The sequence below is a fragment of the Epilithonimonas hispanica genome, assembly GCF_003385395.1.
GTDB classification, from domain to species: Bacteria; Bacteroidota; Bacteroidia; order Flavobacteriales; family Weeksellaceae; genus Epilithonimonas; species Epilithonimonas hispanica.
The window spans coordinates 49,484-70,379 of the sequence record NZ_QNUG01000013.1; the positions used below are offsets into that span (position 1 = coordinate 49,484).

22 protein-coding genes are annotated in these 20,896 nt (G+C 34.2%); 8 read left to right on the forward strand and 14 right to left on the reverse strand.

Going from position 1 to position 20,896, the window contains the following annotated elements:
- Window positions 1–38: 38 nt before the first annotated feature.
- Window positions 39–479: a nuclear transport factor 2 family protein gene (locus DRF58_RS07875; protein WP_116034417.1), complete on the reverse strand. Its 441-nt coding sequence runs from the start codon at window positions 477–479 to the stop codon at window positions 39–41.
- Between the two features lie 181 nt (window positions 480–660).
- Here DRF58_RS07875 and DRF58_RS07880 point away from each other — a divergent pair, with 181 nt between their 5' ends.
- Window positions 661–1,491 (forward strand): sulfite exporter TauE/SafE family protein, encoded by an 831-nt coding sequence (locus DRF58_RS07880; RefSeq protein WP_116034419.1) that lies wholly within the window; start codon window positions 661–663, stop codon window positions 1,489–1,491.
- Window positions 1,492–1,878: a DUF1634 domain-containing protein gene (locus DRF58_RS07885; protein ID WP_116034422.1), complete on the forward strand. Its 387-nt coding sequence runs from the start codon at window positions 1,492–1,494 to the stop codon at window positions 1,876–1,878.
- 75 nt (window positions 1,879–1,953) lie between these two features.
- On the opposite strand, the gene gloA2 is transcribed toward DRF58_RS07885, so the two are convergent.
- From gloA2 to DRF58_RS07900, 3 genes are all read right to left on the reverse strand, one after another.
- Window positions 1,954–2,331, reverse strand: coding sequence for an SMU1112c/YaeR family gloxylase I-like metalloprotein (gene gloA2 / locus DRF58_RS07890; RefSeq protein WP_116034423.1), 378 nt, complete (start codon window positions 2,329–2,331; stop codon window positions 1,954–1,956).
- Window positions 2,332–2,391: 60 nt separating this feature from the next.
- Window positions 2,392–2,772: a hypothetical protein gene (locus DRF58_RS07895; protein WP_116034426.1), complete on the reverse strand. Its 381-nt coding sequence runs from the start codon at window positions 2,770–2,772 to the stop codon at window positions 2,392–2,394.
- Between the two features lie 212 nt (window positions 2,773–2,984).
- Window positions 2,985–4,040 carry a diphosphomevalonate/mevalonate 3,5-bisphosphate decarboxylase family protein gene (locus tag DRF58_RS07900; protein ID WP_116034428.1) on the reverse strand — a complete coding sequence of 352 codons (1,056 nt, stop codon included), beginning with the start codon at window positions 4,038–4,040 and terminating at the stop codon, window positions 2,985–2,987.
- 412 nt (window positions 4,041–4,452) lie between these two features.
- Between DRF58_RS07900 and DRF58_RS07905 the strand changes: the two genes are divergently transcribed.
- Both DRF58_RS07905 and DRF58_RS07910 read left to right on the forward strand, forming a co-directional pair.
- Window positions 4,453–5,358 (forward strand): ABC transporter ATP-binding protein, encoded by a 906-nt coding sequence (locus DRF58_RS07905; RefSeq protein ID WP_116034430.1) that lies wholly within the window; start codon window positions 4,453–4,455, stop codon window positions 5,356–5,358.
- Between the two features lie 52 nt (window positions 5,359–5,410).
- On the forward strand, window positions 5,411–6,721 hold the full coding sequence (locus tag DRF58_RS07910) for an ABC transporter permease (RefSeq protein ID WP_116034431.1): 1,311 nt from the start codon (window positions 5,411–5,413) through the stop codon (window positions 6,719–6,721).
- A gap of 66 nt (window positions 6,722–6,787) precedes the next feature.
- On the opposite strand, the gene DRF58_RS07915 is transcribed toward DRF58_RS07910, so the two are convergent.
- From DRF58_RS07915 to DRF58_RS07930, 4 genes are read right to left on the reverse strand one after another with little or no spacing between them, the layout of a single operon-like run.
- On the reverse strand, window positions 6,788–7,723 hold the full coding sequence (locus DRF58_RS07915) for an MBL fold metallo-hydrolase (protein WP_116034433.1): 936 nt from the start codon (window positions 7,721–7,723) through the stop codon (window positions 6,788–6,790).
- Window positions 7,724–7,746: 23 nt separating this feature from the next.
- Entirely contained in the window at window positions 7,747–9,099 is a 1,353-nt protein-coding gene (locus DRF58_RS07920) for a DEAD/DEAH box helicase (protein ID WP_116034435.1), read from the reverse strand.
- A gap of 55 nt (window positions 9,100–9,154) precedes the next feature.
- Entirely contained in the window at window positions 9,155–9,451 is a 297-nt protein-coding gene (locus tag DRF58_RS07925) for a hypothetical protein (protein ID WP_116034437.1), read from the reverse strand.
- A 23-nt stretch (window positions 9,452–9,474) separates the two neighbouring features.
- Window positions 9,475–10,635: a sensor histidine kinase gene (locus DRF58_RS07930; RefSeq protein ID WP_116034439.1), complete on the reverse strand. Its 1,161-nt coding sequence runs from the start codon at window positions 10,633–10,635 to the stop codon at window positions 9,475–9,477.
- A gap of 127 nt (window positions 10,636–10,762) precedes the next feature.
- On the opposite strand from DRF58_RS07930, the gene DRF58_RS07935 reads away from it, so the two are divergent.
- Entirely contained in the window at window positions 10,763–11,629 is an 867-nt protein-coding gene (locus DRF58_RS07935) for an aldose 1-epimerase family protein (RefSeq protein WP_116034441.1), read from the forward strand.
- A gap of 57 nt (window positions 11,630–11,686) precedes the next feature.
- On the opposite strand, the gene DRF58_RS07940 is transcribed toward DRF58_RS07935, so the two are convergent.
- Both DRF58_RS07940 and DRF58_RS07945 read right to left on the reverse strand, forming a co-directional pair.
- Entirely contained in the window at window positions 11,687–12,232 is a 546-nt protein-coding gene (locus DRF58_RS07940) for a hypothetical protein (protein ID WP_123902383.1), read from the reverse strand.
- An 86-nt stretch (window positions 12,233–12,318) separates the two neighbouring features.
- Window positions 12,319–14,313, reverse strand: coding sequence for a S9 family peptidase (locus tag DRF58_RS07945; RefSeq protein WP_116034445.1), 1,995 nt, complete (start codon window positions 14,311–14,313; stop codon window positions 12,319–12,321).
- An 89-nt stretch (window positions 14,314–14,402) separates the two neighbouring features.
- Here DRF58_RS07945 and DRF58_RS07950 point away from each other — a divergent pair, with 89 nt between their 5' ends.
- The 3 genes from DRF58_RS07950 (at window position 14,403) to secG (ending at window position 15,416) form a co-directional block, all read left to right on the forward strand.
- The gene (locus DRF58_RS07950; protein ID WP_116034446.1) at window positions 14,403–14,774 is read left to right on the forward strand and encodes a hypothetical protein; all 372 of its coding nucleotides are present in this window, start codon (window positions 14,403–14,405) and stop codon (window positions 14,772–14,774) included.
- A 23-nt stretch (window positions 14,775–14,797) separates the two neighbouring features.
- Window positions 14,798–15,025 (forward strand): T9SS type A sorting domain-containing protein, encoded by a 228-nt coding sequence (locus tag DRF58_RS07955; RefSeq protein ID WP_116034448.1) that lies wholly within the window; start codon window positions 14,798–14,800, stop codon window positions 15,023–15,025.
- 64 nt (window positions 15,026–15,089) lie between these two features.
- Window positions 15,090–15,416: a preprotein translocase subunit SecG gene (gene secG / locus DRF58_RS07960; protein WP_116034450.1), complete on the forward strand. Its 327-nt coding sequence runs from the start codon at window positions 15,090–15,092 to the stop codon at window positions 15,414–15,416.
- Window positions 15,417–15,479: 63 nt separating this feature from the next.
- On the opposite strand, the gene DRF58_RS07965 is transcribed toward secG, so the two are convergent.
- The 4 genes from DRF58_RS07965 to DRF58_RS07980 all read right to left on the reverse strand — a co-directional run bounded on the left by DRF58_RS07965 (window position 15,480) and on the right by DRF58_RS07980 (window position 20,805).
- Window positions 15,480–16,073 (reverse strand): HD domain-containing protein, encoded by a 594-nt coding sequence (locus DRF58_RS07965; RefSeq protein WP_116034451.1) that lies wholly within the window; start codon window positions 16,071–16,073, stop codon window positions 15,480–15,482.
- A gap of 12 nt (window positions 16,074–16,085) precedes the next feature.
- Window positions 16,086–16,778 carry a dipeptidase PepE gene (gene pepE, locus DRF58_RS07970; protein ID WP_116034453.1) on the reverse strand — a complete coding sequence of 231 codons (693 nt, stop codon included), beginning with the start codon at window positions 16,776–16,778 and terminating at the stop codon, window positions 16,086–16,088.
- Window positions 16,779–17,041: 263 nt separating this feature from the next.
- Window positions 17,042–18,232 (reverse strand): hypothetical protein, encoded by a 1,191-nt coding sequence (locus tag DRF58_RS07975; protein ID WP_116034454.1) that lies wholly within the window; start codon window positions 18,230–18,232, stop codon window positions 17,042–17,044.
- Window positions 18,233–18,261: 29 nt separating this feature from the next.
- Window positions 18,262–20,805 carry a TonB-dependent receptor domain-containing protein gene (locus DRF58_RS07980; protein ID WP_116034456.1) on the reverse strand — a complete coding sequence of 848 codons (2,544 nt, stop codon included), beginning with the start codon at window positions 20,803–20,805 and terminating at the stop codon, window positions 18,262–18,264.
- Window positions 20,806–20,896: the final 91 nt, after the last annotated feature.

A 20,896-nucleotide genomic window follows, 5' to 3' on the forward strand; every position in this document is an offset into this window, starting at 1 on the left:
AACTTCAAACTTATCAAAGATTTAATTCAAAACTTATTCTACTTTTTACAATTATCTTTTCTTCTCGTATCAATAATGTATTGAATTTTCCATTCATTATTTGATTTTACCAATTGAAAAGAATTGACTCCGCAATGCGAGAACTGACCTTTGTAATAAAACTCATAAGGGGTCCAAACCGAAGCCAGATTTCCGTCAATCAAGATATTTGAAAATTTGATTCTTTCATCCAGACTTTCTTTTTCAGCTTTAGAAATACTTAACACAAAATCATTAATATTTTCATTTTTGACTTCGCCATTCTTAGTTATCGTCTGCAAAACAGCATTTTTAGAAAACGATTTTCTAATCAATACAGAATCAGAAGTTTTCATTCCATTAAATAATTGATTAACCGTTGCTTTAACCCAATCCTCTTCCGAAGTCTGAGAAAACCCAAAAATGGGCAGAATACTCAATAACAAAAATCCGATTTTCATCTGTCAATATTTTCTACAAAAATAGAGATTTTTTTGCTGGTGTTGCTTGGTTTAAATGAGATAAAATTGAAGCTAAAGTCTCTCATTTCCTATGAATTTGGTAGAAATTATAGGAATCAAAAACATAGAAATTTATTCAATTTTAAGATAAAATTACTCTCAAAGGTTTTATATTTGTCGGATGTCAGAAATCATAATTCTCTTTATTGGAGCGATTGCTGCCGGATTGATGGGTTCTCTTACAGGTCTGGGTGGCGGTGTCATCATTATTCCTCTTCTTACACTTGGTTTTGGCGTTCCAATGCATTATGCGATTGGCGCTTCTCTTATATCTGTCATCGGAACTTCTTCGGGTGCTGCTGTTGCTTTTGTGAAAGAGGGTTTTACCAATATGAGAATCGGAATGTTTCTGGAAATTGCGACCACAGCAGGAGCAGTTTCGGGTGCATTAGTTTCAGGATTTCTTAATCCAAATACCATTGGAATTATTTTCGCAAGTATTTTGATTTTGACAGTTTTATTAAATTTAAGAGGAAAACCAGACCATCAGGAAGAATTAATCAAAGGAAGTTTAGCGGATAAACTCAAGCTTTATGGAACTTTCCCTGATAAGGACGGCATCAAACATTATGCTTCTCGAAACACAATTCCAGGATTCTTGATGATGGTTTTTGCAGGTGCAATGTCCGGACTTTTAGGAATTGGTTCCGGCGCTTTGAAGGTTCTGGCGATGGATAATATGATGAAATTACCCTTCAAAGTTTCTACGACTACGAGTAATTTTATGATTGGTGTAACGGCTGTTGCAGGTGCTTTGATTTATTTCCAAAGAGGACAGATTATTCCTGTAATTGCTGCGCCGGTTTTGATTGGTGTAGTTGTAGGAAGTTTTATTGGTTCGAAAACGCTGATGATTTCTAAAACGAAAAAATTGAAAATCTTTTTTGCAATTGTGATTACGATTCTTTCGATTTATATGATGTATAACGGCATTGCTAAAAATTTTAACTAAATGAGAACAAGACCTTTTACTGATATAGACCTCAATCGTTCGGTTGGCAATCTCCTAAGATTAGGTGTAATTCTTTCTGTTACAACATCTTTGATTGGCTTTATTAAACTTTTTTCGGAAGGTTTTGTGATGCCCAGAAAATATACACTTTTGGAAATGGGAGATTCATCTGAAAAAGTTTGGGGACATTTTTGGAATTCTCTTTGTAAAGGTGAAGGAATGGCGATTATTCAGCTGGGGATTTTACTTTTGATTTTGACACCTTTAGTAAGAATTATTTTTGCTTTAATCGGTTATCTGAAAGAAAAAGATTACGTTTATGTAGTTATCTCAACCATCGTTCTTGTGATTATGACTGTCAGTTTCTTAACAGGATATGCACATTAGTAATTATAAATTATTAATGATGAATTATAAATGATTTTTCAAAGTCTATCATCTATCCGTCTATTATCTCTAAGTCTAATTCTCATAAAATTCCAAAGGCAAGTTATCTGGATCCGTTGTAAAGAAGAATTGTTTATCAGTAAATTCATCAACTCTAATTTCTTCGCAGTTTAATCCTTTTGAAATTAATTCATTTCGTTTTTCTTCTACATTATCTACTGAAAAAGCGAGATGACGCAGTCCGCAACTTTCCGGTCTTGAAGGTCGAGCTGGCGGATTCGGGAAAGAAAACAATTCGATAACATAATGTTCACCGATTGCTAAATCAAGTTTGTAAGATTGTCTCTCTTCACGATAAACTTCACGAATAATATTAAGTTCTAAAACTTCTGTATAGAATTTTTTGGAGACTTCGTAATTGGAACAGATGATGGCGATGTGGTGAATTTTCACTTTAATAAAAAATGTTTTAAACGGTATTTTTTCATAAAAGATCTTATCAAAAATCTTAATTCATAAAGATTGGAAAAAATTAAGATTTTCAGAGATTTTTTTCGAATTCCTTTTGATGATAATAACCCTAATTTTGGAAACGTCACTAAATACAATTTTTATCTTTTTAATTTCTTTCCAATCAATGGATTTTTTTCCTATAAATTTAATTCCAGTTTCACTTAATTCGGGGAAAAATAAACTTAGAATAAATTTAACAAGAAAACCAAATATAAGGATCGAAAAAACGACACCCCCCATTGCAAGTTCATAAGCTTTATCAGAATTATTGGTTCTATAAATGTAAAAGAATAAAATTAATGTAGTCATCAAGATCACCCAAAATAAACTTCCGCTTTGACGAAATACCTTTTGTGTTGGAATCTCTTTATAAACTCCCAAATTTAAAATATCTTTTTCTTCTTCTTAATTTTAAAAATTCTGCAAACTCTAATTTTTCCATAAAGATAAGAATAGTCATTATCCACAAAGTTTGTCATTTCGGAGGAATCTAAACTACTTTTTACTTCTATGTTGAGATTTCTCCGGAAAGACAAACTGTTATTTTATTATTAAAGTACATTTGACTTTGTACATAATACATTTTACAAAAATTAAAACCTCATCACATCTTTCACAACTCCACCTTTTTGCGTGAATGGAATCAATTCTGTTTTGATAAAATCTGTGATTCTGTCGTTGTCAATATCATTAGGGAAAAGAAGATGAACGTTGGCTCCTGCGTCTAGTGTAAAGAACAAAGCCAAACCAGTGATTTTTCTAAATTCCCAAATTTTATTAATGACTTGCCAGGTGCCTGTTTGCATCAAAATGAAAGCAGGCTCGCTCATCATCATCATTGCGTGAAGCGTCAATGCTTCGTGCTCAACCAATTTGATGAAACCTTCCATATCGCCGGATGAAAGAATCGTTTTGAGTTTGGTGAAATTCTCGTGAGCTTCCTGGAAACGTCTTTCTGCGTAAGGATTGGTGTTCATCAAACCGTGACCAACTGTTGAAGAAACCGATTTCTGCCCTTCGTGAATCAACAAAACCCAATCGTTGAAGTTTCTGAAAATCGGGTGAATCTCGTCATTATTATAAGGAACAGCAAACAAATCCGAACTTCCTTCCACTTCTTCGGTTTTGCCCCAAACTACCAAACCTTCATAAAGACTTCTGCAAGCACTTCCGCTTCCTAATCTTGCAAGAAAACTTTCTTTTTTAGTTTTGAAATTTTCAGCAGAATTATTTGTGAAAATACCATCAAGATTCATCAGACATTTTGCAATCGCTCCAAAACCAGAAGCTGAACTGGCGATTCCAGAACTGTGAGGAAAGGTATTTTCGGTTTTGATGATATATTTTCCTTTCAGAATCCAAGGCAGATATGGCTCGATATTTTTGAAATATTTTTCAATTTTTTCAGCAAATTTTTTCTCTTCATTTCCTGATAAAAAAGTCTGAACAGAGAAATCATCTCCGGCAAAAAACTCCATTGTTGTGTTGGTTCTGCAATGGTTCAAAGTATAGCTTATACTTGGATTGGCAGGAATTTGATTTTCGTATTTCCCCCAATATTTGATGAGTGCGATATTGGAAGGACAGCTTGCGGAAACGAGTTGATTGGATATCTGGAATTGGGAATTCCCCAAAAATTCTTGAGTCATAGTTTGGATTTTAGCGAATTGCTTTTATTGCGCAAATTTAATTATTTTAAATTCGACTTTGGGGTTTTGAATACAAAGTCAACAAAGATTTTTGAAATTATTGAAAACATTTTTAAGGTTAACAAATCATAGATTCATCGATTCCTTTAAAAATAATAAATATAGGAGATAAAGACGCTGACGCTCATCAAAGAATTAATATCATATTTTGAATTTCGTATTCTGTAACATTTTTGTCTTTTTTAAACTAATTTTGTGAGGTTTTAAAAATCGGTTGAGAAAGAAGACAAAACCTCAACATAGCCCCGATGGTAGCGGCATCCTTTTTTGCAAAAAAAAGATATAGCGGACAGCGGGTTGGAAAAATGAACTAAAGAGCAAATCTAGTTGCTCCTAAAAATAAAAAATCTGTATGCTAAAAGCAGAAAATATCAAAAAAACGTACAACGCCGGAAAAAAAATTGCACTTCAGGACTTCTCTATTGAAGTTCCAACTGCGAGTATTTATGGACTTCTTGGTCCAAATGGTGCAGGAAAAACGTCGTTCATCCGAATTATTAATCAAATCACTCAAGCTGATGAGGGAAATGTTTGGATTGATGGCGAAAAACTGAATCCGGAACATATCAAAAACATTGGTTATATGCCGGAAGAACGCGGTCTTTACAAGAATATGACGGTGGGCGACCAGCTTTTGTATTTTGGAGAACTGAAAGGAATGTCCCGACAAGAAGCTCTTTCGCAAGCAAAATTTTGGTTCGAACAACTGAATATCGACCAATGGTGGAAGAAAAAACTAAGTGAACTTTCCAAAGGAATGGCGCAGAAAATTCAGTTTGTTGTGACAGTTTTGCATCGTCCGAAATTGTTGATTCTGGATGAACCTTTTTCGGGTTTTGACCCTGTAAATGCGAATCTTATTAAAGACCAAATCATCCGATTGAAAAATGAGGGAACGACAATCATCCTGTCAACACACCGAATGGAAAGTGTAGAGGAAATGTGTGATTTTGTAGCATTGATTAATAATTCTAAAAAAGTTCTGGACGGGAAAGTTTTTGATGTTCGTGAACAGTTTAAACAGAATGTTTTTTCTGTGGTTTTGTCAGACGTAAATTCTGAAAATCTGGAGGAACTGACGAGAAAATATCAAATCGAAAATCTTGGAACGGCGAATGGTTTGTTCAATTTTGAGTTGAAAAATACCGAGAATCAGACGATTCTTTTGCAAGACCTTTTGAAAACCGGAACGATACGAACTTTTAATGAGAAAATCCCTAGTATGAATGAGGTCTTCATTAATGCTGTTCGTGGTTGATAGTTGACGGATTTTACTTTTTACTTAATACATTTTACTTTTTACAAAAAGAATGAAAAATATATTCCTCATAACGAAAAGAGAATTCCTGACGCAGGTTAAGAAAAAATCTTTTATTATTTTGACGATTTTGGCGCCATTAATGATAGTTGGATTTGGTGCGTTAATTGGTTTTATGTTCAAAGCCAACGAAGCTGAATACCAATTTGAAGTGGTTGACAAAAGCGGAATCTTCGCTGGTCAATTGAAATCAACAAAAGATATTACTTACACTTTTGTATCAACCAACGTAGAAAATGCACTAGTTAAAAGCCTGAAAGAAATGAAAGGTTCAGACGGAATCCTCATAATTCCAGAACTGAAAGATAAGAATTTTGATGCGCTGGAAAGTGGAACAAAACTACTAACGAATAAAAAAATTGGCATCGATACAAAAACTGCTGTTTCTAGAGACTTGAGCGAAATCTTGAAAAAAGAAAAAATTAAAATGCTTGGAATCTCCGAAGACAGAATTGTAAATCTTGATAAGAACTTCAAAATCATTTCTCAAAATGTAACGGAAAGTGACAGCCCAGAAAGCGATCTCGCTTTCGGAATCAAAACTGCGTTGAGTTTTGGATTGATGTATGTGGTTTTTATGTTCATCATCATCTATGGTGTAAGAGTAATGCGAAGCGTTTTGGAAGAGAAAAACAACCGTGTTGTGGAAATCATCATCTCATCTGTAAAGCCATTTGAACTGATGATGGGAAAAATATTGGGCGTAACTCTGGTGGCTCTCACTCAGTTTATCGTTTGGATTGCAATGTCTGTAACTGCAGCAATTTTCCTCAACACAGGATTTGCAGCAATGCACAAAAACATCCCCGCAGAACAAACTGAAATGATGAAAAATATGGATTTCCAACAAACAGCTACCGAGATTTCTCACGTTCTTTTGGATATGAATTATATAGGAATCATCAGTGTTTTCGTGTTCTTCTTTTTGTTCGGTTATATCTTTTATAGCTCGATGTATGCCGCGATTGGAAGTGCAGTTGATAATGAAACAGAGACTCAGCAATTCACGATGTTTGCAATTGTTCCTTTGATGTTGGGACTTTATGGAAGTTTTACGATTATGAAAAATCCAGACGGACCAATGGCTTTTTGGTTGTCTATTATTCCGTTTACGTCGCCAGTTGCAATGATTGCGAGAATCCCATTTGGAGTTCCGCTTTGGGAGATTTTGTTATCGATTTTCCTATTGATTGCTTCTACTCTATTGATGGTTTACATTGCAGCGAAAATTTATAGAGTTGGAATCCTGATGTATGGAAATAAGGCGACTTTGAAGGAGATTTGGAAGTGGATTAGGAGTTAATAAAAAAGTAACCCTCAGAAAATTCTGAGGGTTTATTTTAGCTAAAAACAAAATCAAATTCTGTAATTAAAAACTTAATTTTTCTCCCTGAACAGGGAAAATATAATTAAGTTCCAAAGAATTATTTTGCAGCAATTCTTTTTTTATAATCTCTGGGTTGTTGCCGGTTGGTTTTCTATGGGTAACTATAACCTTAAAATTTTTCATCTTTTCCTTGCTTGCAAGTTTTGCCAATTTAGAAAATTCTTCGTTCAGCAAATTGGGAGTAAGATGACCAAAAAGAAATTTCTCGGGTTGATTATTAGGAAAAGAAACTTCTATCAAAATCGCCTTTAAACTATTTTTCTTGATTAATTCGGCAATGCTTTTCCAAAGAATTTCTAAATCTTTACTTTCCTCAATTCTATCTGCTCCAGTATCGCCAAAATATAAAACATACTGATTGTTGTGATTAACCAAAACTGCAGAACTTTTATAATCTTTGGTATGACTCAGTTCGAAAGCTTTTATTTTCAATCCAGTTTCTGGGATTTCTGTATAACTCTGAGTATCCAAATTTTTCAACGTATATTTTCCAATAGGAGCAACGCCTTCATCAGTAAAATTGGCCCAAGTATCATTAATAAAATAATGTTTCTTTATAATATCTTGCACAAAAGGGATAGCATAGACATTTTTTTTAGAATCTGCAGGAGAATTGATAATTAATCCTGAAATATGATCCAAATGACCATGTGATATAAAATAAGCTTTGATATAATCTTTGAGAACAACATCTCTTGAAACCGAAAACGTACCTTTTTCTATAGACTTTTTAATTCCTGCATTAATTGTCCCCGCATCCAGCGCCAAAAACCGATTGGTATTATGTTTTGAAATCAAATACGATGACAAATTATCTTCTTCTTCACCTCCATAAATTCCCAACGGGACAATATCAAAAGTTTGCGATTCCATCATTAACGAAAAGAAAACAATAGCGAAAACGATATATTTCTTCATAATATTGAATCCGAAAATTTTATTTATTTCTTTTTCTTAGCTTTTGACTTTTGCTTTTGTTGCGCTCTATTCGCTCCAAATTTTTTAGGTGCTTTTCGCTTACTTGGTCCACCAAGATTGATTTTCTTGTTCTTATCTTTTTTCTCGTGGAAAGCAGATTCGCCTTCGTTGAGTTTGGCTGTTGTCAGGAATTTCATTTTCACTTCTTCCTGTTCCGAAGCGATTTTGACTTTAGAAATAGTAACTTCTTCTGGGAATCCAATTTTATTGATTTCTTTATCCATTAACAATTCGATATCAAGAAGTTGAGCTTCTTCTTTTTTGGTGAAGAAAGTGACAGCGATTCCGTCTTTGTCTGCACGTCCGGTTCTACCAATTCTGTGAATATATTGCTCCGGAACTTCTGGAACTTCGAAGTTGAAAACGTGAGAAATATCCGGAATATCCAAACCTCTCGCCATAATATCCGTTGTAATGACACCTCGCAATTCTTCATTGCTGAATTCCTGCATTACTCTTAATCTGAAATTCTGAGATTTATTAGAATGGATTACTCCAAATTCATCAGGAAACTCAACATTTAATTTATCAAAAATTAAATCCGCGTGTTTTTTATTATTAGCGAAAATCAAGATTTTCTCAAGATTATCTTCTATTTTCAAAAGATGAATCAGCAAGTTCAATTTGGTATTGAAATTATCAACAGGAATCGCAGATTGCGCAATTTTTTCCAAAGGCGTTCCTGATCTTGCTAAGGAAATCTCGATTGGAGATGCAAAATATTCATTCAATATTTCGTCTAGAGCTTCGGTCATTGTTGCTGAGAAAAGAATGTTTTGTCTTTTCTCTTTCATCATTTCGAAAATATGAGTCAGTTGCGGACGGAAACCAAGATTCAGCATTTCGTCGAATTCGTCAATGATTAATTTGTTAACTTCTCTGAGAGAAATCGCATTATCAATAGACAAATCCATAACACGACCAGGCGTTCCAACCAAAATGTCGCATCCATCATTGAACAATAATTTCTGTGTATTAATATTTTTTCCACCGTAAACTCCGATAACTCTTGCAGTGATATTTTCCGTCAGTTTTTCAAGAACTTCCGTTACCTGAACCACCAATTCTCTTGTAGGAACAAGAACCAAAACCGTTGGATTTCCCGTTTTGTTATATTTCCAAGTTTTGAGAACAGGAAGCAGATAAGCCAAAGTTTTTCCGGTTCCGGTCTGTGCAATTCCCATCACATCACGACCTGAAAGAATCGGTTTTAAACTTTTTTCCTGAATCGGCGTCGGTTCAAATAAATCTAAATCGGCTAGAACATCAAGAATCTTTTCCGGTAAATCGAAATCTGCAAAAGTGGTTTTATTCATTTTGCAAAGATATGGATTTTGAAATCAAAGGAAAATCGTATAAAAAAATGATTAATTAATACTTTGTAAAATCAGGATTACCATTATTCCAAATTTCATAAAATTCAGTCTTTGAAATTTCATTATCAATAAACTCTTCAGATTCTAACGGTTGGTCGGAAAGTGCTCCATAATCATCTTGTAGATTTTCATCATCATATTTTAAACTTTTACCATTTTGAAATAGTTGAATTTGTCTAATAACTGTCAAGTTAAAATCAGTTTCGAAGAAATAAATTGAATGTCCCCAAGAATCCGTTAATTCTTCGCCTGTTGTTTCATTCCAATGCTTTTTAAAATATTTTAAATCCATTAATAATATATTTTGCTAAGTCTTTACTTCTGCTCCTCCCTCAAAATAATCCTAAAAGTCGTTCCTTTCCCCACTTCTGAATTGGCTATTCTTACATCGCCTCTATGATATTCGGAAACCACTCTTTTAGTTAAGGAAAGACCTAATCCCCAACCACGTTTTTTGGTGGAAAATCCAGGTTTGAAGGCATTTCGGATTTGTTGTTTTGTCATTCCACTTCCTGTATCGGTAACATCGATGTAAACGCTTTTATTTTTTTTATAAAGTGAGAGTTCCAATTTTCCTTCGCCTTTCATTGCATCAACTGCATTTTTTACTAGGTTTTCAATCACCCAACTCATCAGGATTCTGCTATGTGGAACGAGAACAGGTTCATAAGTTTTTCTTAAAGTGAATTCAACTTTTGTAGAAATTCTGGATTTCAGATAATCATAATTCTGCTGAACTGTTTCATTAATATCAAGATCATTAAGCGTTGGAATTGAACCAATTTTTGAGAAACGTTCCGAAATGGTTTTCAGTCGGTTAACATCCATTTCCAATTCTTTTACACCCATTCCATTTTCATCTTCCAGCTTCATAATCTCGACCCAGCCAATCATTGATGACAAAGGCGTTCCAATCTGATGCGCTGTTTCTTTTGCCAAACCTGCCCAAACAAAACCTTCGTCGGTTTTCTTCAACAATCGTAAAAACCAAAAAGAAAAAACAAGATAAAGCGAAATGAAAATCGCCAGCAAAAGAGGATAATAACGCAGATAATTCATCAAATCCGAATTATCATAATACAAATATTGATTGTTAAAATCTGGCAACTGAATCTCGAAAGGTGGATATTTACTTTCCATTTCGCTCAGTTTTGACTTTAATTTTTCCTTATCATTTAGAATTTCATCGGAGATTCCTCGGCTTTCCAGTAAGTTTCCCTTTTTGTCTGTAACAATAATTGGCAAATCTTCATTTTCACTAATCACATACAGCGCTAACTCGTTGAATCTCGGATCAATATCAGTATCCTGAAGATAACGCATTGCTGTTGCCAAAGATTTAATCCTTTCCGTTTCCTTACTTCTAAGATGTTGAATCAGGAAATTGGACGAAATGATAATTCCTGCAACAATGGAGGTCAATATAAAATATACAACCCAGCTATTGATACGTTTCAGAAAATTAAGGCCTTTCATTAATGCTTATAAAACGGCAATTTATGAATTTATTATATAAAAATTAGATGTTAGATTTTAGACATTAGATATTAGAGTAAAATTCAAAGATTAATGTTGATATTTGTATTTGATTAAATTAAAAAAAATGATAACGATTCAAAATACAAAACTGAAAGCTACTTTCAACGAACTGGGAGCAGAATTAACTTCTCTCACCAATCTAGAAAACGGAAAAGAAATAATGTGGAGCGGAAATCCGGATTTTTGGGGCGGGCAAAGTCCGGTTCTTTTTCCAACTGTTGGCGCGTTGAAAAATGAACAATATATTTTTGAAGGAAAAACTTACGAACTTCCTCGCCACGGTTTTGCAAGAAGACGAGTTTTTGACATCAAAGAATCTTCTGAAAACGAAGTTATTTTTGAATTAAAATCTGATGAAGAATCTTTGAAAATTTATCCTTTCGAATTCAGTTTGGAAATCAAATATACTTTGATTGAGAATAAACTGACGGTTTCTTATCGAGTTAAAAACCTTTCGGATAAAGAAATGTACTTTTCTCTAGGAGCGCATCCGGGATTCGCCATCGACACAGAAAATGGTATGAATTACAATGATTATGAAATTGCTTTTTCTGATGATGAAAAACTTGAAATCCATCCTTTAGTTGATAATCTCATCAGCAATGAAACGAAAATAGTAGAACTTGAAAATAAGACTTTGCCATTGTCTTACGAATTATTCTCAAAAGATGCATTGGTTATGACAACAATGAAAAGTCGGGAATTGATTCTTAAAAACAAAAAAAATCATCACAAGATTATATTCACATTTTCTAATTTTCCTTATTTCGGGATTTGGGCGGCTAAAAATGCGGATTTTGTTTGTCTGGAACCTTGGCAGGGAATCGCGGATTTGGAAAACCACAATCAGGAATTGGCGGAGAAATTTGGGATTTTGAAATTGGAGAAGAATCAAGATTGGATAGCTGATTGGGCGATTGAGATTGAGTAATCTCCTTTTAATTAAAAAAACCTTCAGAGTTTTGAACTCTGAAGGGGTTTTAAAAAATTATTCTTTATCCAACTTATTCCAATATTCTAAAATTTTGGATTGAATATTTTCTGGCAATGTTTTGAAATTATCTGAATAAATATCTTTGGTATAACCACTTTCTGCCGAAGATGAAATCTCATAAAGCTCCTTATTCTTCGAAAAAATCAAATGAACTGACTGCTGTTTAAAATCATAATCGTTCAGTGCGTAAATAAAAAGTGCATCGATGCTTTTGTCTTTGTCATAATCTGCAAATGCTTTTCTCTGCCCCCAAGCACTTAAAATTCCATCGTGAGTCATCTGCTTTTTGGCAACCACTTTCCAATCGCCACCAACTTTGGTAAATCTCTGAAACGTCATTTTATCGGGTTTCGCACCTTTCTCGATTTTAGAAAAAATGAAAACATTGTCCTCATTGTCAGGAGAATTGGCTTCATCAACTTGAATAATCCTTGTCCCTTCATACGGGAAATTCTTGTAGGAATCCGGGTTTCTAACGATATTAGAAACCTGTGCGTTCATCAATGTTCCTATGAACATCATTGGTAATAAAATTTTCATATTTGTGTTTTTCATACTCAGCTAAAATAAAAAATTGCAGCTGAAAAAATTCAACTGCAATTTAATTATTCATTTGTAATTATTCACTACAAAGTTTCCTTCAACCAATCAAAAAATTCTCTCTGCCAAACCAAACCGTTTTGCGGATGTAGAACCCAGTGATTTTCGTTTGGGAAATAAAGGAATTTAGTTTTAAGACCTTTCAGTTTTGCTGCTTGGAAAGCTTCCTGACCTTGCTCGTAAGGAACTCGGAAATCTATTCCGCCCTGGATAACCATAATTGGTTTGTTCCATTTGTCCACAAAATTACTCGGATTGAATTCTGAATAAGCTTTCGGAATTGGTTTTTGCCAATAGTTTCCACCTAAATCCCAGTTAGCGAACCAAAGTTCTTCAGTTGTTCCGTACCAAGATTTCATATCAAATAATCCGTCGTGTGCAATAAAAGTCTTGAATCTATTCTCGTGAACGCCGGCCAACATAAACACAGAATAACCGCCGTAACTTGCGCCAACCGCCGCTACTCTATTTCCGTCAACATAAGGTAACGATTTGGCAAAATCTGTCGCTGACAAATAGTCTTTAATCGGTTGTCCTCCCCAATCTCCGCTGATTTCTTCATTCCATTTTACGCCCCAACCCGGCATTCCTCTTCTGTTTGGTGCAACTACGATATATCCGTTAGCTGCCATCAAAGCGAAATTCCATCTTGTGGAGAAAAACTGTGTTAATCCAGATTGTGGTCCACCTTGGCAATAAACCAAAGTTGGATATTTTTTGTTCGGGTCAAAATTTGGTGGATAATGGAACCAAACGCCCATTTCTTTTCCGTCCGTAGTTTTAACCATTTTCAGTTCAGATTTTCCTTGAACTAATTTGGAGTAATTATCTTTATTAATATCAGTAATCTGTTTCAAAGAACCTTTTGCATCAACTTCGAACAAATCTGCGTTGTGATTGATATCGGTTTTTGTAACCCAAAGTTTGCCTTTGTTTTCCAAAACAACATCATTGATATCAAAATCGCCTTTTGTGATTTGTTTTACCGTTTTGTTTTTAACATCAACTGAAAATAATTGCTTAGTTCCTCTGAAAGCCGAAGTGAAATAAATCAATTTGGAATCCGAAGCCCATTTTACATCGCCGGTTACACTTTCGTCCCAAGCTTTTGTCAAATTGGTTTTAGATTTGGACTTCCAATCCATAATGACGATGTCATTTTTATCAGCTTCATAACCGTCTCTTTCCATCGAGTTCCAAAGCAAAAATTTCCCCTCATTACTAAATTTCGGATTAACGTCGTAACCCATCATTCCTTCTGTAAGATTCGTAGTTTTTCCGGAAGCCAAATTGTAAGCAAAAATGTCTGTGTTTGTGCTTTGAGCATATTCGGCTCCAGATTTTGCCTTAGTCACATAAAGCAATTCCGAAGAATCCGGGCTCCAAACAAAATCTTCTGCACCACCAAAAGGTCTTTGTGGCGAATCCCAAGTTTTCCCTTCTAACAAATCTTTCGCTTTGTCTGCAGATTCGGAAATATCAACCACAAAAACATGGTTGTACTTCCCTTCATTAAAATAGTCCCAATGACGGTGATTAAGATCTGTATAAATTTGAGCTGTTGTTTTTGGCAAGTCTTTATATTTGTCTTTCCCAAGAAGATTTTCCACTAAAACTTGTTTGCTGAAAGCGATTTTTTTCCCATCTGGAGAGATCACAATATTATCTACCTCATCTATATCGTAGAATTTTGCCCAGGTATTTCCAGAATCTTTTGACAAGAAAATCGTGTTGTTTTCTAAAGCATAAATCCCATTTTTATCCCATTGAATCAAACTTTTCTTTCCAAGATCAATTTTGGTAGATTGCCCAGAAGATTTAAGCCAAAAAGTTTCGGAATTGGATTTTTCTGTTTTAAGGTCTGTTTTGCTGATTTTGTAAATCAAAGAAGATTGATCCGGAGAAACGGACTGCACGCCAAGACGGTTGAGTGTCCACATGATTTCCGGTGTCATTACCTGTTGTGCATTCATCATAAAAGGTGCTGCAACTGCTACAGCAAGAATCTTTTTTAGTTTCATTATTTAAGTAATTGATATTGAGAAAAACTCGGACGAAGTTATTAAAATATTATCTAAATTTGAGGATAACCACTTTAAAACTAATTTTTATGAAAAAACTTTTACTCTTTTCTTTATTGATTATTTCCCAACTAAGTTTTGGACAATTTGATAATCTTCCTGAAAAAACGGCATATTTCAAACCTCCTTCTAGTTGGACAACTCCTTGTTCTTACATGAATTTTATAGATCCAGTTGTAACTATTGATTTTTATCCGCCGGGAAATCCAATGACTTCTGCTTGCAAAGGCTGTTACAAAATAACATACGCATTTAATAAAGCCTATGTCGAGTTTAATAACTGTAATTATATTTCTGGGTCTCCAAATACAAATTATTTATACTACGCTCTGGAAACAGAAACAGACATTTTCTATGATTATCTGAGGGGCCAGTTTCTAATCCGCCCGCTTGTTTATTAGCCGTCAATAATCCATCTAAAAAAGTGGCAATTGTAAAGATTTTCCCCAATCCAGTTCAGGATTATGTGAACATAGAATCTGAAAAAAACTTCATAGCTTATGAAATCATAGATGGGAGTGGAAAATCAATTCTTAATAAAGATTTTAAAAGCCCGAAAATTGACATTAGTAATTTGAAGACTGGTGTTTATTTTATCAAATTAAAATCGCTGAGCAACGAAACGAATGTTGTGAAATTTATTAAGAAATAAGTTTTCTGTTATTGATTTAAAATCCATATATTTGCGCTTCAAAATTTATTATTAAGACAATACTATGAGTTCAATATTTACGCTGTTTATGATTCTAATTATCATTGCTAGCATTTTATTAGTTATCATTATAATGGCTCAAAATCCAAAAGGTGGAGGTCTTTCTGGAACTTTTGGTGGTGCATCTGCTGCAAACTTTGGAGTACAGAGAACCAACGATTTTATGGAAAAAGCAACTTGGACTTTGGGAACGACTATTGTAGTTTTGATTTTCCTAAGTATCATTCTTACAGGAAAGCCATCGCAAGTAGCACCGTCGATTCCTACTCCTGCGAAATCTGAAGCGCCTGTTAAAAATACTCCAGCAAATCAAACTCCTGCTACTAAGTAATTAAAAAATTATTTATAAATATAAACGCTTCCCAATTGGAAGCGTTTTTTTGTTGATATTGTTTTAGCTTTTCACTAATTTCTCCTCATCAATGCATTTAGAAATCAGTTGATGGAAACAATCTCCCATATCGTCTGAAGCTCTGCAGATAGCATTTTCTAACATATTGCGGACTTGTTTCTCGGTAACACCAGCTTCTGTCCAGCTCTTGCCTGATGTATGGGCATTAAGGATAAAAGGCATTATTCTATCGATTGCACAAGCAAAGATGGCATCTGGTGTTTTCTCTTCTTCGAACTCGATCCAAAGATTATAAAAATCTGATGAAAGAGGCTCATCCAAAATTCCGAATATGTTTTTGGCAGCTATTTTTTCTCTTTCGAATTTCCCTTTCATTCCTTCTTCATCAAAAAGAAAAGTATCTCCTGCATCTATCTCCACCAAGTCGTGAATGGAAAGCATTCTTATCACTCTTAATAGATTAATTTCTGTGTTGTTTTTGGCATAAGGATAAAGAATCTGTGCTAATACAACGATTTGCCAACTATGTTCTGCTGTGTTTTCTCTTCGGGAATCGTCTGCGTTATAGTTTCTTCGGTTGACATTCTTCAAAGCATCTATGGCTAAGATGAAGTCTATTTCTTTTTGGATTTTCATTTTTTTTAAATATTATAATTGAGTTCCAGCTTCGACTTCATAAGGTTCTTTTCCTGCTTCGAAGATTCTAGTAAGTTCTGTGCCTTCCACAGTAATTGAGTCATTAATCCTTCTAATCCAATTACCTTCTCTTAAGCCAACAACTTTGATGTTATTCTGAGTAAGAAATTCTTTTATCCGGGTTTCTCTAGTTTCTCCGTTGTGTTTGATTTCTGGATTGGGGTCGAGATAATGCGGGTTGATATTGAAAGGAACTAATCCCATACAATCAAAACTTGGCGGATAGACAATCGGCATATCGTTGGTAGTTTTCATATTGATTCCTCCAATATTGCTTCCTGCACTACAACCTAGATAGGGTTTACCTGATTCTACATTTTGTTTTAAGAGATTCATTAATCCAGACTCATGCAAAGTCTTTACTAAAAGAAATGTGTTACCTCCGCCGGTGAAAAAAGCTTGTGCTGAGTTGATGGCTTCAACTTTGTCTTCGAACTTGTGAAGGCCTTTGACATTGATATTGATTGTAGCGAAAAACTCTTTTGCTTTTGAAGTGTAATCCTCGTGTGAGATTCCGCCTGGTCTTGCGAAAGGGATGAAAATTAATTCATCAATTCCATTAAAAAGAATCTGGAGTTCCGGCTTGAGGTATTCTAAGTATTGTCCACCGAAGATTGTGGATGTGGATGCGAGGATGATGTTCATTGGTTGATGTTAGATTGCAAATTTCGGGAATGTTATTTTAAAATGCTTTATAATGCCTCGCAGATTTTGGGGGGATTGGGCAGAATTTTTTGTTTTGGAATGGGAAATATTGTTTTCGGATGTTCCAATATAGTTTTCGATACAGGTGCGAAACTATAACTTATAGTTGTAAGAATATAAATAAAAAACCTGCAGAGTACCTGCAGGTTCAAATAATTTTTTGATTTGATATGAAGAAAAAAGAAATTTTCTAAATTAGGATTTTACAATCCAGCCCATCCGTTTGCCCAAGTTGGATTGGATGTTCCGTTACCTGCTCCTGTTGCATTAGCATTTTCTGTATAAGTTCCTGCAGCAGCTGGTTGCGCTGTAGATCCTGATGCAGAAGCAATAGTTACAGCTTTTGCAGTTACATTATCAAATTTGATATTAGTAAACTTGTTCTTGCCATTAAGTAAAGCAACAGACTCATCATGTTGAATTGTAATAGCGTTAGCCCATCCTGAAAAAACGATATTATCTAATGTAGCACTAGTTCCTTCTCTAAAGATGTTTGTTCCTACACCTTCTGTATCACTAGTTGTATAACCTATGAAAGTTGCATTTTTGATAGTTGGATTTGACAGTGGTGTTGCAGATCTATTTTTTGAATTGTTATCAGCTTCAATTCCTCTGTTTCCTACAGTTGCAGAAGTTCTTTTTGTGAAGATATTTGTAGCTGTGCCATTCCAACCTTCAGTCCAATCAACAGCATCATCGTCATTATTAACAGAAACGATATTGCTTACGTTAACAGTTCCACCAAAGAATTCTATACCGTCATCAGCTCCATCTATAACTGATACTCCATCAATTTTCGTTTTGTTTCCAACACCAAACAAAGAAAGACCATTATACTCTTTAGAATCATTGAATCTCGCACCAGCGTATCTAATTTGTGTATAAGTAATAACTCCACTGTCATCATCAGCAATTGCACCTCCATATGTTAAATTTGCAACTTCTGATGTTGCTGATCCACCTGCAGCTGCACTAGCATTGATTGGTGCTTTCCCACAAATTACGATACCACCCCAATCTGCTTTCTTAGCAGTTGTTGAAGAGAAAACTACCGGACTAGAAGCTGTACCATTAATAAAAATCTTACCTCCCTGTGCAACAGCAACATATGTAGATGTTCCACCAACACAATTGATTTTTGTACCTGCAGGAATTGTAAGTTCTGCTCCATTATTTACGATAACAGCACCTGTCATTGTATAAGTTTTTGTAGCATCAAGAACTAGTTTATCTCCTGAATTAAGAGCAACTTTGAAGTTGTTAGGATCGATATTTACATTACTTGGGTTAGGAACAACTTCTGTATCATCATCAGATGAACAAGAATTGAAAACAGTAACTGTAGTTAAAGATAATGTGCAGATGATTATTGCACTAGAAAAAAACTTTTTCATTTCGATTTATTTTTATAGATTGATTGTTATTAAAATTTATATCCTACATTGACTCCGATAATTTGCCCTCTTTTAAAATTGTAGGTTTCTGAGTTTAGTAAGTTTTGTTGAACTCTTTTGATTTCAGGATTTAAAAGGTTTTTGAGAGATATTCCAAAATCTATATTGTTTTTGAATCTTAGTTTAGCTGTAAAATCCAACATATTGATAGGTTTCTGCTCTATATTACCACTTCCTAAAGATCCAATTGAATATATATAACTTCCTACATAAGAATAAGAGGCTACTAAATCCAATTCGCTTCCGCTATTCCATTTATGATTAAGTCCTAAATTGGCATTACCTACAAAATCTGCTGCACCTTGTAATTTATCATCTTTGGTGTCAAAACTTACAGTAAATAAACTATTTCCTGAAAGCGGATTATAGGTATCTTTTGCCACCTTATCTGCGTCCAATTCTGCTTTAGAATTCATATATGTTGCATTAATGAATGTGTAAAGTTTTGAACCATTTCCAAAGTTGAAAATATCTTTTCTGAGTTCTGCTTCTATCCCATATACATAAGCCCAATCACCAGCATTAAGGTAAGATAAGAACTGGTCCGAAGAATTGATAAGTGTTCTGGAAATAGGATTTTGAATGTATTTTCCGAAACCAGATAATGAAATAACTTCACCCGATTTTGGAAAATATTCCCATTTTAAATCTAAATTATTATTATCTGAAGGTTTTAAGTAGTAATTTCCTTGTGTTGTTTCTGTAACATCTACATAGATGTAAGGTGCCATTTCCTTTAACTGTGGTAAAGTATAAGTTCTTGAAGCAGCTAATCTAATGTTTTGTTTATCATTAATAGAGTATTTTAAATTGAAAGCAGGCAAGAATTTGTTGTAAACTTTTTCAATTTCGTTAATTGGAGTATAATAATTAACATTCCATTCTATAAATTGTCTAACACGATCATATCTGACACCTAACTGTGCCATAAATTTATCAGAAAATTTGTAATCCACATTTGCAAACCCAGAATTAACATCCTGATTACCATTATAAATTATAGGCTGTAATTCTGTTGCAAGCCCAAAACTACTTGTAATATCAAAAAGACCTTTTGCATAATTATAAGAATTGAAAATAGCATCAACATTATTTGGATCCGTTATTCTAATAGGGTCAGAAAGATCATTTCTCCATTTGAAATCCATTTGTCTTGACAAAAACTTTCTTTCTTTGAAACGTCCTTGATATCCAAATGCAATTTTTGTTTGGTCATTCAAGTTATAATTGAAAGTAATATTACCCGTGTATTCTTTATCATCTAGATTATCAAAATAGCGGTTATTAAGACCAGCTTCTCTTGTTGCACTGTAAGTGCCATCATCATTTCTTACCAAGGTATTAGTAATCCTATCTGGTCTCTGACTATTAAGATAATTGTACCCAGCAATCCAGTTGATCGAGAATTTATCCGTCAGTTTATGATCTCCACCTAATTGATTGACCAAAGTATTGGTTACTTTATAATCAGCTCTTCTTACGTATGCGCCACCATTCTCTGCATAATCTCTAATTTGTCCTTCATAGATTTTTGCTTCCTGATTAGTAGAGTGGATATAATTTGTAATCCATTTTAACTGATGATTGGAATTAATTCTATAGAACAAGTTCAACATCCCTGTTGTATTGGTTGTATAAGAATATTTCTGAACTTTTTGATAGTTTTTAAACATCGTTTCTCTACCAAACTGCCCTTCAGAACCTTCTCTGTAGGTAAAATCATTATTAAAACCAGCATAAGCATAGGTATTAAGTCTTCCTTGTTCTCCAATTTTGAAAGACTTACCCATTTGTAGATTCAGCCCTGTATTGATAGGCATTGTCATAGATGGACCAAAAGCATCTTTGAAATTCCATCTTGTTTTATAATTGTACGCACCTAGAGGATTAGCTGGAACTTTTATAACTTTGGTTCCAAAATAGTTAGGGCCGTCTTGTAATAAGAACTTATCTGTTTTAGAATTTTGAAGGTTGTAACCACTGTCCATCCCTAAGGTGATGAAACCTTTACCAGAATATTCTTTGGAAACGATATTGATATTAGCTCCACCAAAATCTCCCATCAATCTTGGATTGAAAACCTTTTCCAAAGATATGTAATCTATGATATCTGTTTTCAGTAATGACAAATCGATGTTTTTGTTTTCCGGGTCATCTGACGGAATTGGCAATCCGTTCATAGTAGTTGCATTATAACGGTCTAATAAACCTCTTACAGAGATTGTATTTCCACCTTCTTGTTTTACAGTTCCCGTAGCTTTGGTCACAGCTGTAGCGACATCACCAACACCTTGTTTGGACAACTGAGCCGCTCCTACTCTTTCGATAATCTCAGCTGATTTTCTTTGAGTAGCAATGATGTTGGATTCTGTACTTTTTTTAGTATTACCGATGATTTTTACCTCATCAATTTTCTTTTCACCCTTTATAGTATCTTGGGTAGATTGTGCCAACAATGCTGTAGTTGACATACAAAGAAACAAAGCACTGATGCTGATTGTTTTTGCTTTCATTTTAGATTTTCTTTTTTCTTCGTTGCCAAAGAAATCATTTCGAAAGCGTTCGGATTGTATAATAATTTTTAAATAATCTTTAATTAAGCAT